This is a genomic window from Desertivirga arenae, from assembly GCF_017355785.1.
Taxonomy (GTDB): domain Bacteria; phylum Bacteroidota; class Bacteroidia; order Sphingobacteriales; family Sphingobacteriaceae; genus Desertivirga; species Desertivirga arenae.
Genome location: NZ_JAFEWE010000003.1, coordinates 378879 through 392839, shown reverse-complemented (window position 1 = coordinate 392839; position 13961 = coordinate 378879). Strand labels below are relative to the sequence as shown.

The 13961-nt window shown below is 41.5% G+C and carries 13 protein-coding genes and 1 riboswitch; of the genes, 4 read left to right on the top strand and 9 right to left on the bottom strand.

The genetic code is table 11. The annotated features are described in order from the left end of the window. Positions 1-3: 3 nt before the first annotated feature. Complete coding sequence (gene thiC / locus J4N24_RS08740) at positions 4-1887, bottom strand: phosphomethylpyrimidine synthase ThiC (protein ID WP_207533289.1); 1884 nt, start codon at positions 1885-1887, stop codon at positions 4-6. An 89-nt stretch (positions 1888-1976) separates the two neighbouring features. Beyond that, positions 1977-2180, bottom strand: a complete 204-nt coding sequence (gene thiS, locus J4N24_RS08735; RefSeq protein WP_207533288.1) for a sulfur carrier protein ThiS — start codon at positions 2178-2180, stop codon at positions 1977-1979. A gap of 58 nt (positions 2181-2238) precedes the next feature. Beyond that, a riboswitch (TPP riboswitch) is annotated at positions 2239-2332 on the bottom strand. 312 nt (positions 2333-2644) lie between these two features. Between thiS and J4N24_RS08730 the strand changes: the two genes are divergently transcribed. Both J4N24_RS08730 and J4N24_RS08725 read left to right on the top strand, forming a co-directional pair. After that, positions 2645-5062, top strand: a complete 2418-nt coding sequence (locus J4N24_RS08730; protein ID WP_207533287.1) for a glycosyl hydrolase family 28-related protein — start codon at positions 2645-2647, stop codon at positions 5060-5062. A gap of 132 nt (positions 5063-5194) precedes the next feature. Continuing rightward, the gene (locus tag J4N24_RS08725) at positions 5195-5407 is read left to right on the top strand and encodes a DUF3820 family protein (protein ID WP_207533286.1); all 213 of its coding nucleotides are present in this window, start codon (positions 5195-5197) and stop codon (positions 5405-5407) included. Positions 5408-5415: 8 nt separating this feature from the next. On the opposite strand, the gene J4N24_RS08720 is transcribed toward J4N24_RS08725, so the two are convergent. Further along, the gene (locus tag J4N24_RS08720) at positions 5416-5958 is read right to left on the bottom strand and encodes a DUF2059 domain-containing protein (protein WP_207533285.1); all 543 of its coding nucleotides are present in this window, start codon (positions 5956-5958) and stop codon (positions 5416-5418) included. 108 nt (positions 5959-6066) lie between these two features. Between J4N24_RS08720 and J4N24_RS08715 the strand changes: the two genes are divergently transcribed. Together J4N24_RS08715 and J4N24_RS08710 are read left to right on the top strand one after the other, a co-directional pair. After that, on the top strand, positions 6067-7398 hold the full coding sequence (locus J4N24_RS08715) for an MFS transporter (protein WP_207533284.1): 1332 nt from the start codon (positions 6067-6069) through the stop codon (positions 7396-7398). 42 nt (positions 7399-7440) lie between these two features. Then, the gene (locus J4N24_RS08710) at positions 7441-8169 is read left to right on the top strand and encodes a (Fe-S)-binding protein (protein WP_207533283.1); all 729 of its coding nucleotides are present in this window, start codon (positions 7441-7443) and stop codon (positions 8167-8169) included. A gap of 7 nt (positions 8170-8176) precedes the next feature. Here J4N24_RS08710 and J4N24_RS08705 read toward each other — a convergent pair whose 3' ends face one another. The 6 genes from J4N24_RS08705 to sufB are packed head-to-tail and all read right to left on the bottom strand — an operon-like array spanning position 8177 to position 13823. Further along, the gene (locus J4N24_RS08705; protein ID WP_207533282.1) at positions 8177-8497 is read right to left on the bottom strand and encodes a metal-sulfur cluster assembly factor; all 321 of its coding nucleotides are present in this window, start codon (positions 8495-8497) and stop codon (positions 8177-8179) included. Beyond that, a complete protein-coding gene (locus tag J4N24_RS08700) occupies positions 8494-8925 on the bottom strand; it encodes a SufE family protein (protein ID WP_207533281.1) in 432 nt (143 codons plus the stop codon). Before J4N24_RS08700 ends, J4N24_RS08705 begins: the two co-directional genes overlap by 4 nt. 25 nt (positions 8926-8950) lie before the next feature. Next, positions 8951-10204, bottom strand: a complete 1254-nt coding sequence (locus tag J4N24_RS08695; protein WP_207533280.1) for an aminotransferase class V-fold PLP-dependent enzyme — start codon at positions 10202-10204, stop codon at positions 8951-8953. 15 nt (positions 10205-10219) lie between these two features. Further along, positions 10220-11542, bottom strand: coding sequence for a Fe-S cluster assembly protein SufD (gene sufD / locus J4N24_RS08690; RefSeq protein WP_207533279.1), 1323 nt, complete (start codon positions 11540-11542; stop codon positions 10220-10222). A 39-nt stretch (positions 11543-11581) separates the two neighbouring features. Further along, a complete protein-coding gene (gene sufC, locus J4N24_RS08685) occupies positions 11582-12337 on the bottom strand; it encodes a Fe-S cluster assembly ATPase SufC (protein WP_207533278.1) in 756 nt (251 codons plus the stop codon). Positions 12338-12380: 43 nt separating this feature from the next. Then, positions 12381-13823 (bottom strand): Fe-S cluster assembly protein SufB, encoded by a 1443-nt coding sequence (gene sufB / locus J4N24_RS08680; protein ID WP_207533277.1) that lies wholly within the window; start codon positions 13821-13823, stop codon positions 12381-12383. Between the last annotated feature and the right edge of the window lie 138 nt (positions 13824-13961).

The following is a 13961-nucleotide window of genomic DNA, read 5'->3' as shown; positions in this document are numbered from 1 at the left end:
ATTCTAAAAATAGATCTCGCTACCCTTTTGAACGAATTCTTTTGCCTTTTCTTCCATTCCTTTTTGCAAGGCTTCCTCTTCATTGGCACCTGTTTCATCAGCATATTTTCTAACGTCCTGAGTGATCTTCATTGAACAGAAGTTCGGGCCGCACATGGAACAAAAATGGGCCACTTTAGCACCTTCAGCTGGCAGTGTTTCATCGTGGAATTCTCGGGCGGTATCAGGGTCCAGAGATAGATTGAATTGGTCTTCCCAGCGGAACTCAAAACGTGCTTTGCTCAAGGCATTGTCACGATATTGTGCACCTGGATGACCTTTCGCCAAGTCTGCAGCATGAGCAGCTATTTTATAAGCAATCACCCCATCCTTAACGTCTTTTTTATTTGGCAGACCAAGGTGTTCTTTTGGAGTTACATAGCATAGCATGGATGTTCCAAACCAACCTATCATCGCTGCTCCAATAGCCGAAGTAATATGGTCGTAACCTGGTGCAATGTCTGTTGTCAAAGGACCTAAGGTGTAGAATGGTGCCTCCTGGCAATGTTGTAATTGCTTGTCCATATTCTCCTTAATCAAGTGCATTGGAATATGCCCCGGGCCTTCAATAATGGTTTGCACATCGTGTTTCCAGGCTATCTTAGTTAGCTCGCCTAAGGTTTCCAATTCGCCAAATTGAGCAGCATCATTAGCATCTGCTATACTGCCCGGACGTAAGCCATCACCCAAGGAAAAAGCAACATCATAAGCCTTCATGATTTCACAGATCTCCTCGAAATGTGTGTAAAGGAAATTCTCTTTGTGATGGGCCAGGCACCACTTGGCCATGATAGACCCGCCTCTTGAAACGATACCAGTTAAACGTTTAGCTGTTAGAGGAACATAACGTAAAAGTACCCCCGCATGGATAGTGAAATAATCCACTCCTTGCTCTGCCTGTTCGATCAGCGTATCGCGGAAAAGTTCCCAGGTTAAATCCTCAGCCTTTCCATTTACTTTTTCAAGAGCCTGATAAATCGGTACTGTTCCAATTGGCACAGGTGAATTCCGGATTATCCATTCGCGGGTTTCGTGGATGTTTTTACCAGTAGAAAGATCCATTATGGTATCGGCGCCCCAACGGCAGGCCCACACTGCTTTTTCCACTTCCTCCTCTATTGTTGAAGTCACCGCAGAGTTACCAATATTGGCGTTGATCTTAACCAGGAAGTTGCGACCAATGATCATTGGTTCTAATTCCGGGTGATTAATATTTGAAGGAATTACGGCCCTTCCTAATGCTACTTCCTGTCTTACAAATTCCGGCGTAATATATTTTAAAGGAGTATTTGCACCAAAGCTCTGACCCGCGTGTTGTTTCGCAAGACTATCGTACGATCCATTCAGCTGCTCTTTGAGTAAATCAATCCGCTGGTTCTCGCGGATCGCAATGTATTCCATTTCAGGAGTAATGATGCCTTTTTTGGCATAATGCATCTGCGAAACATTCGCTCCGCTCTTTGCTCTCAAAGGCTTGCTGTTGTGTTCAAATCGTAAAGAGTTAAGACTTAAGTCGTCTAAACGCTGCTTGCCGTATTCAGAAGAGATGGAGGGCAATTGTTCTACGTCGTTCCTGTCGAGTATCCATTGCTGACGTAGTTTAGGCAGTCCTTTTTTAACATCAATTTCTACGTTAGGATCAGTGTAAGGCCCGCTTGTATCATAAACGGTAACAGGAGCATTTAGCTCTGTTTCTCCAAGCTTTCCATACAGCTTTGTATCAGTTAAACTGATTTCACGCATAGCTACGGTAATGTCGTGAAGCTCGCCTTTTACGTAAATCTTCCTTGATCCAGGGAACGGTTCACGTGTAATGGTTTGTTGGGAAGGAATTTTTTCTGTTTTCATAATCTTTGGTCGTTTAAACCCGGATGGGATATAAAGAATTCTGTTGTTTTTTCTATGCGTTATGGAGTTCCAATTTAGGGGAGATTGGATCAGCCACCCTGTGTTGCCCGGATAAGCATCACATTATCATTGGAATTAAGTTTATGGTTAGCCCATGTAGATTTAGGAATAATCTGCTGATTAATGGCTACCGCAATTCCTTTATCTGCCTCAGGCATAAGGAAAGCCAATAATTCTTCAACTGAGTAATTATCAGGGATACGGTGCTGTTGTTGATTGATTGTAATTTCCATTCCTGTTAATATTGGGGCGCTCAGGAATGTCCTATAGAATAGGTCATAGCATGGCCATGGTGATGGCCTCACTTTTCCCTTCGGCAGTACTAACTGCATCAGGTTCAAAGGGTATAATCTCAGTCCTTTTTCGGACACCCCTAAAGCACGACACAAACTTATGGAAAAGTTTTCGGCAAATGCAAAAGAAATTTCATCAGCATTGCAGTTCGTGATAATCAGTAATTTAAAAATGAAGGAAGACGCAATATAATGTCGTTCTACCCCAACTGGATGCCACAGTCTGTAGAATTTTTCCCTACTTTTTTTCTCACCTTTTCTTTAAAGATTAAAAACTTCCCCTATAAATTGCACAAAATACACTCGTATTATTGTTCTGGCACTGTTTTGCTGTGAAGGACGACGAGTGTTTATATAGTGTTTTAATTTTTCTGCGCCTTGCAGAACCAAAGTGTAAGTGACCTATGAGAAAATTCTATTGGACGGCATTGTTCTATGCTGTTGTCTTTACCAGCTCTTGTCAAAAGGATGAGCAGGAAGAGCTGTTTGCTGAAGAAAAACTGAGCATTAGAGACAAGCTTAGTGCTTCCACAGCAAGTAACGGAAGTTCAACTTTACCAGCTATTGGTTTGGCGGGTGATGGCAAGACCGATAACAGATCAACTCTGCAAAATCTTATCAATGTTGCGGCTTCAAAACAACAAACATTGGAACTTCCTGCCGGGAAATTCTTAGTTTCAGACGAACTTATATTGCCTGAAAATACTAGTTTAAAAGGACAAGGTTCGCAAACTGAAATCGTTTTGAACGCTGGATCCGGGTCAGGCAGAAATGTATTGCGTGTTCCTACACGTACTGCTAATGTAAGCATTAAAAGCCTGAAAATTGATGCAAATCAGGATGAAAACAAAGGTGGAAAGCTGGTAGCTTTTTACGTTACAGATAACACCACTAATATTTCTGCAGAGGATGTAACTTTTGCCGGAGGAAGAGATGGTGGTTCTGTACAGGTGAAAGGTTTAAATGATTATCCTGTGAAAGACCTTAAGTTCATAAAATGTTCATTCATTGAATCGGGTCGTACTCTTCTAGAACTACGAGGTACCAGAAACACTATTGTCAGTAATTGTACTTTCCAGAGTTGGGGATCTCAGGTAAGTTCAAGTCCTGCCCTTCAGTTGCAAAGTCAGGATAATATTGAAACAACTATTACTAATAATGTATTTAGCAATAGTATGGGAACTCAGTATGCTATCGAATCGACAGCTTCAACTACAAAGAACGGCAAAATAGAATCTAACGTTTTTAACGATCCAAAACATATTGGAGGAAACGGTATTGGAGGTACTTTTAGCTATACTGCAATTATTAATAATAAATTTGGTGGCGGTGATGGTAAAAAGTTTTCAGGTTTAGATGTTAAGGGAACCAATAACGATACTGATCCTAATGAGTTTTCTGACAACGCTTTCCCTGTAACGGGGGTTGTTACCAAGCCCATTGAAACTCCTGCTGCTCAAACACCTTCTGCACCTATCGAGTTGCCGGCTCCATTGCCTACAAACCCAACAAGTCCTTCAAACCCCTCTGTTCCAAATGCAAGTGGTCTGAGAGGAGATGGGTTAACAGATAACAGAGCTCAATTACAGAGTCTTATAAATTCCTATGCTTCCAGAAACCAGGCCCTTGTACTTCCAGCTGGGAAGTTTGTGATTTCAAATGAGATCATCCTTCCTTCAAACATTAGCATTGAAGGAGCTGGAGATGCAACAGAGATCATCTTAAGCAACGGAAGCGGCTCAAATCGCAGAGTTTTCAGGATTCCTACAAGGATGAGTAACATAAAGATCAGGAACCTAAAATTGAACGCAAACTTTGCGTCAAATACAGGAGCAAACCTTGTTTCTTTTTATGTAACAGATAATACACGGAATGTATCAGCGGAAAACGTAACTTTCTCTGGCGGTCGTGACGGTGGTGTTGTTCAGGCTAAAGGACTTAATGCTTATCCGATAGTAAATTTAAGCTTAGTTAACTGCCGCTTCACGGATGGTGGTCGCACCTCTCTTGAAGTTAGAGGCACGAAAGACGCCGTTGTCGCCAACTGTCACTTTACCCGTTGGGGACTTGTAACTCCAGCTTCACCATCATTGCAGTTACAGAGTCAGGATAATATAAACATTCGCATCAGCGGAAATACTTTCGAAAATACACATGGCAAACAGTTTGCTATCGAAAGCGCTGCGGCTTATGTTGTGAATGCTAAGATCTCTGATAATAAAATAAACGACGCTCCCGGATTAGGAGGAAACGGGATATCGGGTTATTATAGAGGAACAGTATTCAGCGGAAATGTAATGAATGGAGGAAACGGAAATCACCGTAGCGGCTACGAAGTCTTCGGTTCTAATAATACTATTACCGGTAATACTATTAATGCAGGCTGTGTTGCAATTTCTCCCGGCTTTACCGAAGATGGTACAGGAGTAGTGATCAGTAATAACGTTATTAAAACTAAGAATCCAAATGTTGGCGGTATTCAACTTGGTGGAGGAAAGTTTAATCTTAACAATATCAAGATCCTGAAAAATACAATTGATACAAGGGCCTCATCAGGAAACTCATCTGCCATTGTATTAGGTACTTACAATGCAACCCGTGCGGTATCTGAAATTACTATCGAAGGCAACACCATATATACAAATGCACACTGTATCAGAGTACAAGCTTCTGCTGGCAGCAGGAACGTTTATGTTTACCGCAATCACTTTAAAGCTGGTTACACCTGGTTAGGTGTAATAACCAATACGATTAGTAATATTGTATCTGAAGGGAACATTAACGAATTGAGCAACAAATCAGCTTCATATAGTTCGAGATAGAAATATCAGATATAGATTTTTTAAGGAAGCCGGTGTACAAGGAATTGTCATCGGCTTTTTTCTTTCACAGTCTATCCATGCATTTTTATTCATAATCCTTGGATTCTCCTTGAAATAAGCAATCTTTACAGCATGAATACTCAATCCTTACAGGAGTTAGTCACAATGAGAATGCCCTACGGAAAGTATAAAGGCGTAATTCTTTGTAATCTTCCTGAGCCTTACCTGGTTTGGTATCATTCTAAGGGCTTTCCAGAAGGAAAGCTAGGTATGCTACTCCATACTATGTACGAGATAAAATTGAATGGTCTGGAGTATCTATTAACCCCATTAAAGAAGGTTTGACCTTGTCTTTACTTCTTCCTTCCTGAATTCAGGGGGTTCTTTTGTGTAGGAGCTGCTGGTTTAGCCGGAGCTTCTGGTGCCGCTGGTTGAATCTTTTCCATTTCTGCCTTAATTCTTGTCTGCATTTCAGGCATGTACTTTTGCATCATCAACGTCATAATTTCCTTTTGAATTTCGGGCAATACCTGGAGCATCTTCTGTCCGGCAGGTGTTCTATAGAAAGCAGTAAATTCACGGATCTCATCCTCAGAGAAATTTCGGTCGTAAATATCAACCATATCCTCGTTGATCATTCTTTTGCAAATGTCTTTTGCAATGGTCATCACAGTTGTAAAGGCTTGAGTTGACTTCTCTCTCGCAGCAGCGTTAGGAGCTTGAGCTTCCATACTTTGTTTGATCGAAGGAAGGATTGCACTAAAGGTTTTGTCCATTAGAGAATCTGTTTGCATAAGGTGGAAAAGCTCTTTGATCGATTCTTTTTTGCTTTGCGCGTAGCTGTCAGAAAATGCAATTGCGATAAAGACAAGGGATAAGATTGTTCTTTTTAACATGATTAGGTTTTTTAATTCAACAAAGGTAGTTATAGCATAATGATTTAAGCAGGTTTTCTTCAAAACCTCAAAATTTTCTTAATTCTCAGTTTTTCTATACTTTCGGGAATGCAGTCTATAAAAAACGACAAGAAGATCGTCCGGTCCTGGGCAATGTTCGATTGGGCTAATTCGGCTTATAACCTGGTGATCACTTCAACAATTTTTCCGGCCTATTATACTATAATCACCACTACAAAAGAACATGGCGATAGGGTGAATTTCTTTGGGTTTAATTTTGTAAATACGGCTCTGGCAAATTACTCTCTAGCCGTTGCATACCTGATTATGGCCGCCTTATTACCTCTGCTATCGTCAACCGCTGACTATAGGGGCAATAAGAAGTCGTTCATGAAAGCCTTCACCTACCTTGGCTCATTAGCATGTATGGGACTGTTTTTCTTTCGCACAGATCCATCTACCCATAGTTTTAATCCGGGAGTTTTAGAGCTTGGGATCATCTGTTCTGCCGTTGCGGCGATGGGATATATAGGTGGTGTTATGTTTAGTAACTCCTACCTTCCCGAAATAGCTTCTGTGGATCAGCAGGATAAGGTGAGTGCTCAGGGCTTTGCTTACGGATATGTAGGAAGCGTCCTCCTGCAGATCATTTGCTTCGTTTTTGTTCTCAAACCTGAACTGTTCGGTATTACTGACGGTTCTTTCCCCGCTCGTTTGTCTTTCCTTTTAGTAGGTTTATGGTGGATCGGGTTCGCTCAGATCCCTTTTAGTGTTTTACCGAAAGGCATTTCAAATGTACGGGAAAACCAAAAGCGTTCGGTTGGCAGTGGCTACCACGAGTTGCAAAAGGTATGGAATCAGTTGAAACAGATGGAAGTGCTGAAGCGGTTTTTATATGCATTCTTTTTCTACTCCATTGGGGTACAGACCATCATGCTGGTTGCGGCGAGTTTTGGAGAAAAAGTGCTTCACTTAGGAACTTCTAAGCTTATTGCTACAATCCTTATCATTCAGTTGGTTGCCATTGTAGGTGCATACGTTATGTCTCGCTTATCCAGGATTATCGGAAATACTAAAGTGTTAATTTTAGTGGTCTTTGTATGGATAGGGGTATGTATTGCAGCTTATTTCATTGCTAACGAATACCAGTTTTATACGCTGGCAGCGGTAGTTGGACTTATAATGGGGGGGATCCAATCCTTATCGAGGTCTACTTACTCCAAGTTCCTTCCTGAAAATACTACCGATACGGCTTCATTTTTTAGCTTTTATGACGTTACCGAAAAGGTAGCTATTGTAATAGGTCTTGCAACTTTTGCGTTTATAGAAGAGCAATCAGATAATATTCGTAACTCTGCATTGGGTCTTAGTATTTTCTTCCTTATAGGGCTTATTTTGCTATTTGTATTGCAGAAATACCAATCAAAAGAATTGAAATAAGATTATGCTCTTTTAGCATATGCTTATACCTTTGGAACTTGTATGACAGTTGAACTATTCGTGCCTTGTTTTGTAGATCAAATATATCCTGAAACTGCTTTTAATACTGTAAAGATCCTTGAGAAGGCGGGCTGCAAAGTGAAGTTTAATCCTCAGCAAACCTGCTGCGGACAGCCGGCATTTAATGCGGGTTTTTGGGACGAGGCTAAGGCTGTGGGGTCTAAATTCCTTGAAGACTTTTCGGAAAGTAATTATATCGTAGCTCCTTCAGCTTCTTGTACTGGAATGGTAAAAAATTATTACAATGATCTTTTTACCAACACGGCTGTCCATAACAAATGCCGTAATATCCAGAGTAATATCTACGAACTTTCGGACTTTCTGGTTAACGTGCTGAAGAAAGATTACTTTGGCGCCGAGTTGGAGGGAAGAGCTGTCTATCACGACTCCTGCGCAGGACTGCGTGAGTGTAAGATCAAGGACGAACCAAGGCAGTTGTTGTCAAAAGTTCATGGGCTTGACCTGGTAGAAATGAAGGATACGGATACCTGTTGCGGTTTTGGCGGAACATTCGCAGTAAAGTTCAACGCTATTTCAAGCGCGATGGCGCAACAAAAAGTTGATAATGCTCTCGCTATGGACGCGGAATACATCATATCAACAGATGCTTCCTGTTTGCTTCACCTTCAAGGGTATATTGATAAAAATAATATTCCAATCAGGACACTACATATAGCAGACGTGCTGGCTATGGGTTGGGGAAATGTCTAAGGGGAGCTTATAAAAAGCCTAGTTCCAGTTTAGCCTCCTCACTCATCATTTCCCTGTCCCAGGGAGGATCGAAGGTTATCTCAACCCTAACCTCATTTACTCCCGGTATTTCTGATACCTTCGCCTGAACGTCTCTTAATATTTGATCAGCAGCCGGGCAGCCAGGGGCAGTTAAAGTCATTACTACTTTAACAATTCCTGGTGTATCTATATACAATTCGTAGGCAAGCCCCAGTTCATAAATATCTACCGGAATTTCAGGGTCAAACACTTCTTTTAGTTTGTCTATTACCTGATCTTTAATCCCTAATTTATCGCTTATAATCATTGTTGTACTTTGTTTGCCGTGCTTAATGCCAGAGCATAAAGTTTTATTTGTTTTACCATAGCAAGTAAGCCATTCGACCGGGTAGGAGACAAATGTTCTTTAAGTCCGATTTTGTCGATAAAATAAAGGTCTGCCGTCTGTATTTCTTCCGGAGTATAACCTGAAAGAACCCTAACAATAAGGCCTACCAAGCCTTTTGAAATAATTGCATCGCTATCGGCCTTAAAATATAGTTTCCCGTCTTTATATTCCGGATACAGCCAAACTTTAGATTGACAGCCCTTAATAATATATTTATCCTGTTTGAGGTCTTCCTGCATTTCGGGCAGCTCTTTAGCTTCTCCGATGATGTGTTCATACTTATCCATCCAGTCGCTTAGAAACTCAAACTCCTCTACTAATTCGTCTTGTTTTTCGTTAATCGTCATACCTCGTTTGTAAATCCTATTCTCATTAAACCAACATGTTCACAGCCCTTTTTAATCCCTCTGCAAATCTGTCAACGTCTAAAGTGGAGTTGTATAGGGCAAAGGAGGCACGCACAGTCCCTGGTATGCAGTAGAAGTCCATAATAGGTTGTGTACAGTGATGACCTGTCCTGACTGCTATCCCCATCTTGTCTAATAAGACTCCAATATCGTAAGGATGCGCACCAGTTACTGAAAGAGATAATGAGCCCGTCTTAGCTTTCGCTCTCCCGATAATATTGACACCGGGAATCTCCTGAACAGCTGTTGTTGCATAACTCATTAAGCCTTGTTCAAAAGCAGCGATCTGCTCCAGTCCAATTTCATTAATAAAATCGATGGCCACTTTCAGATTAATGGCTCCTTCAATATGCGGTGTTCCTGCTTCGAACTTAAAAGGTAGCTCATTGTATTCTGTCTTTACGAAGCTCACGGTCTTGATCATGTCTCCGCCACCCTGATAGGGCGGAAGCTTTTCCAGCCATTCTTCCTTACCGTACAAAATCCCGATCCCTGTTGGACCATACATCTTATGTCCTGAGAAAACTAAAAAGTCACAATCCAGATCCTTAACATCAATTGCCAAATGTTGAACGGCTTGTGCTGCATCAACTAAAACAGCGCTTCCAATTTGATGCGCCAGGTCGATGATCTCTTTTATAGGGTTGATGGTACCTAAAGTATTGGACACGTAACTGATTGCCACGATCTTTACGGTATCATCCAATAAGGCTTTGTAATCGTCCATCAATAGTTCTCCATCTTCATTCATGGGGATCACCTTCAACCTTGCACCTGTTTTGTCACATAGCATCTGCCAGGGGACGATATTAGAATGATGTTCGAATGAGGATATTATCACTGAATCTTTATCTGTAATTCCATACCTGCTGAAACAATCTGCAACCAAATTAATGCCCTCTGTGGTTCCCTTAGTGAAAATCACCTCACGGGAATTCTTTGCATTGATGAAGGTTGCTATTGTAGTCCGGCTCAGCTCGTAAGCGTCGGTGGCCTTCTGACTCAGGTAGTGGACCCCGCGATGAATATTGCTATTGATCGTAGTATAATACTCCTGAACCGCATTGATCACCTTCCAGGGCTTCTGAGTTGTCGCGGCATTGTCCAGATAAATAAGTGGCTTACCGTAAACCATTTGGTTCAGGGATGGGAATTGCTCCCTTACCGGATTGCCCTGGTAGCTCAGATATTCTTGTACGTCTTCTGATTTTAATTCCATTTATTTTCCTAAATATCAGGCAATAATTAAATTATCTCTTTCAAGCTTGGTCTGTAAAAGTTGGGAAACGTAATCCCGTAAAGCCGAAATATTAATCTTAGAATGCACTTCAGCTACGAACGCCTGGATTAGCATACGCTTTGCTGCTTCCTCGCTTATTCCCCGGGTTCTTAAATAAAACATCGCACCTTCATCAAACTGGCCAACAGTAGAGCCGTGAGAACATTTAACATCATCAGCAAAGATTTCCAACTGAGGTTTGCTGTTTATCGTTGCCTGATCACTCAGAAGGATGTTATTATTCTTTTGAAAGGCATTCGTCTTCTGCGCATCTATTTGCACAAAGATCTTCCCGTTGAAAACGGCGTGGGACTTATCGAGCATAATGCCTTTGTAAAGCTCCATGCTATTAGAGTTGGGCTTTTGATGATCTACGATAGTATGGTTGTCAACATGCTGGCTTCCGTTAACCACATAAGAACCTAACAGATTGGTCTCTGTTCCTGAACCTTTCAGTCTGCAATTCAAATTATTTCTGATAAAAGCAGCATTTCCCAGCGAAAGGTTACTGTTATTAAAAATACTGTTCCTAAATTGCTCTACTTCCCTATGATGTACCAAATGCAGATCTTCTGATGCAGAGTTAACCCAATGCGTATGAAGTACTGCTGATTCTGCTAAGGAGAATTCACTTACATAGCTCAGAAAAACAGGCGCTTGCAAGTCACTGTGAAAAGTTTCTATTAAAGTAGATTCAGACAGTTCTTCAGCAAGTACAAGCAGACGATAAGCTATAAGAGCTGCTTCCGTGTTTCCTGTAAAATGGTGACTGATATGAATTGGGGTTTCTATCAATTTTTTGGCGCGGACATGTAATACATAGAAGTCCTTAAAGAATGCGGTGTTAAACCCTAAGATAGCATTTTCTCCCTGAACAGCGATGGCTCCAATCCTACCAGAATAAGCTTCTTCTGCCAGAGCTGCTTCAGTACTCAGGAAGCTAACTCCCTCTGGCAGCGGATCAGATAGCTCCGGAGATACCTTTCCATTCACCAGAACAATCTTACAAGCTTTCAGACCTGGTATAGTTCCTGTAGAAGAACTAAAAGCTGGCTCTTGTTTGCGGAACTGGTAGTCCTCTTTAAACACTTTATTGAGATTAGTGAATCTCCAATCCTCATTCTTGACAGAGGGAAATCCTTTAAGATTGAACAATTGGAAGGCTTCTGCCCGCTTTGCCAATAAACTCTGCGACTCAAACGACCTTTCCTTCAAATGTTCTTTCTCAAAAGCCTCCGATAAATAACTATATGTATTATTAAAAATTCCTAATTCCATTTCATTAAGTCAAATGATCGATCAGAAAAAGGTTATACCTTATTCAGTTGTTTCAACTTCCCGAAGCCAGTCATATCCTTTTTCTTCCAGTTCCAGAGCAAGTTCTTTTGGCCCCGATTTGATAATTTTACCCCCTGATAAAATATGCACAACATCAGGAACTATATAATCCAGTAGGCGTTGATAGTGAGTAATAACAAGGAAAGCATTTTCAGATGAGCGAAGCTTATTCACTCCACCTGCAACGATCCTTAGTGCGTCAATATCCAGGCCTGAATCCGTTTCATCCAGGATAGCAAGCTTTGGATTTAACATGGCCAGTTGCAGAATTTCGTTACGTTTTTTCTCTCCTCCTGAAAAGCCCTCATTCACTGAACGATTTACCAGGGAGGTATTAAATTCTACCAGATCCTGTTTCTCCCTAAGTAGTTTCATAAACTCCTTAGCAGAAAAGGCAGGGAGGCCATTGTGTGCTCTGATTTCCTCCAATGCAGTTTTCAAAAAGGTCATATTGGAAACTCCCGGGATTTCTACAGGGTATTGAAACGCGAGGAACAGACCTTCTCTCGCCCTTTCCTCTGGCTTAAGGTCAAGCAGGTCCTGACCTTCAAAAAGAACTTGTCCTCCGGTAACCTCAAAACCAGGATGACCTGCCAGAACAGAAGCCAGAGTGCTTTTTCCTGAGCCATTAGGGCCCATGATCGCGTGAACCTCTCCCGGCTTAATTTCTAGATTTATTCCTTTTAAAATCTCTTTATCTTCAACTCTTGCTTGCAGATCTTTGATTTGTAGCATGTATGTCGTTTTAATTATTATTCATTTTTAACTTATCCCTGCCTTAGCCCACGCTTCCATCGAGGGAGATGGCCAGTAATTTCCGGGCTTCACTCGCAAATTCCATTGGCAACTTATTCAATACTTCACTCGCGTAACCATTAACGATCAGCGCTACAGCTTTCTCAGTATCAATACCTCTTTGATTAAGATAAAATATTTGATCTTCAGCTATTTTAGATGTTGTTGCCTCATGTTCTACTACAGATGAACTGTTGCGGTTTTCGATATAGGGGAAGGTATGTGCTCCACAACGGTCGCCGATAAGAAGGGAGTCGCACTGGGTGAAATTCCTTGAGCCCGAGGAGTTCCCATGAATACTTACCTGGCCTCTGTAGCTGTTCTGACTATTCCCTGCAGAAATACCTTTAGAGATGATCCTGCTTTTGGTGTTTTTTCCAAGATGTATCATCTTGGTTCCGGTATCAGCTATTTGCTTGTTTCGTGTAAGGGCAACCGAATAGAATTCCCCAACAGAGTTATCACCTTTAAGAATTACACTTGGGTATTTCCATGTGATAGATGAGCCTGTTTCTACCTGTGTCCATGATATTTTAGCTCCATTACCTTTACAAATACCTCTCTTTGTAACAAAGTTGTAAACTCCTCCTTTTCCATCTTTATCGCCAGGATACCAATTTTGTACAGTGGAGTATTTTATCTCTGCATTGTCCATCGCCACAAGTTCTACCACTGCAGCATGTAACTGATTTTCGTCGCGCATTGGTGCCGTACACCCTTCAAGGTAGCTTACGTAACTTCCCTCGTCGGCAACAAGCAATGTCCGTTCAAACTGGCCGGTGTTCTTTGCGTTAATACGGAAATAAGTAGAAAGCTCCATAGGGCATCTTACACCTTTTGGAATATATGCGAAGGATCCGTCAGAAAAAACAGCAGCATTGAGAGCTGCGAAAATGTTATCTCCTGGTGGGACTACTGTCCCCAGATACTTCTTTACCAGGTCCGGATGTTCCTTTACCGCTTCGCCAAATGAGCAGAAAATAACTCCTTGCTCAGCTAGTTTCTCACGAAAAGTAGTAGCCACAGAAACACTGTCAAATACAGCATCAACCGCCACTCCTGAAAGTAATTTCTGTTCGTCGAGAGGTATTCCCAGCTTGTTGAAAGTGTCCAACAACTCCGGATCGACCTCATCAAGGCTCTTCAACGTTTTCTTTTTCGGTGCTGCGTAGTAGGAGATATCCTGAAAGTCAAACTCAGGCATCTCGAAGTTTTGCCACTGGGGCATCTTCATCTGCAGAAAATACCTGAAGGCTTTAAGTCGCCACTCTAACAGCCATTCAGGCTCATTTTTCTTCGCCGATATAAAACGAACGGTGTCTTCATTTAAGCCTTTCGGCGCTACGTCCATCTCTATATCTGTCGTAAACCCATATTCATACTCGTTATCAGCAAGGCTTTCTAACAAGTTATCATCTTTGCTCATGTCGTTCCCTTTTTTTATTAAAGTGTTTGATCCGCAAATTGTTGCAGATAAGAAAGAAACTTGCTCTGCTTCAATCTGCGATTAAACCGCTTGTTTCTGGAATGATTCTAATCTACGCATTCTTGACTGCAATAGCCG

Excerpts from the sequence above, each read along its gene's own strand:
- sufB (WP_207533277.1), bottom strand. The coding sequence starts at position 13,823 with ATGAGCAAAGATGATAACTTGTTAGAAAGCCTTGCTGATAACGAGTAT.
- sufD (WP_207533279.1), bottom strand. The coding sequence starts at position 11,542 with ATGGAATTAGGAATTTTTAATAATACATATAGTTATTTATCGGAGGCT.
- J4N24_RS08695 (WP_207533280.1), bottom strand. The coding sequence starts at position 10,204 with ATGGAATTAAAATCAGAAGACGTACAAGAATATCTGAGCTACCAGGGC.
- thiC (WP_207533289.1), bottom strand. The coding sequence starts at position 1,887 with ATGAAAACAGAAAAAATTCCTTCCCAACAAACCATTACACGTGAACCG.
- J4N24_RS08715 (WP_207533284.1), top strand. The coding sequence starts at position 6,067 with ATGCAGTCTATAAAAAACGACAAGAAGATCGTCCGGTCCTGGGCAATG.
- J4N24_RS08700 (WP_207533281.1), bottom strand. The coding sequence starts at position 8,925 with ATGACGATTAACGAAAAACAAGACGAATTAGTAGAGGAGTTTGAGTTT.
- J4N24_RS08730 (WP_207533287.1), top strand. The coding sequence starts at position 2,645 with ATGAGAAAATTCTATTGGACGGCATTGTTCTATGCTGTTGTCTTTACC.
- sufC (WP_207533278.1), bottom strand. The coding sequence starts at position 12,337 with ATGCTACAAATCAAAGATCTGCAAGCAAGAGTTGAAGATAAAGAGATT.
- J4N24_RS08725 (WP_207533286.1), top strand. The coding sequence starts at position 5,195 with ATGAATACTCAATCCTTACAGGAGTTAGTCACAATGAGAATGCCCTAC.
- thiS (WP_207533288.1), bottom strand. The coding sequence starts at position 2,180 with ATGGAAATTACAATCAATCAACAACAGCACCGTATCCCTGATAATTAC.
- J4N24_RS08710 (WP_207533283.1), top strand. The coding sequence starts at position 7,441 with ATGACAGTTGAACTATTCGTGCCTTGTTTTGTAGATCAAATATATCCT.
- J4N24_RS08720 (WP_207533285.1), bottom strand. The coding sequence starts at position 5,958 with ATGTTAAAAAGAACAATCTTATCCCTTGTCTTTATCGCAATTGCATTT.
- J4N24_RS08705 (WP_207533282.1), bottom strand. The coding sequence starts at position 8,497 with ATGATTATAAGCGATAAATTAGGGATTAAAGATCAGGTAATAGACAAA.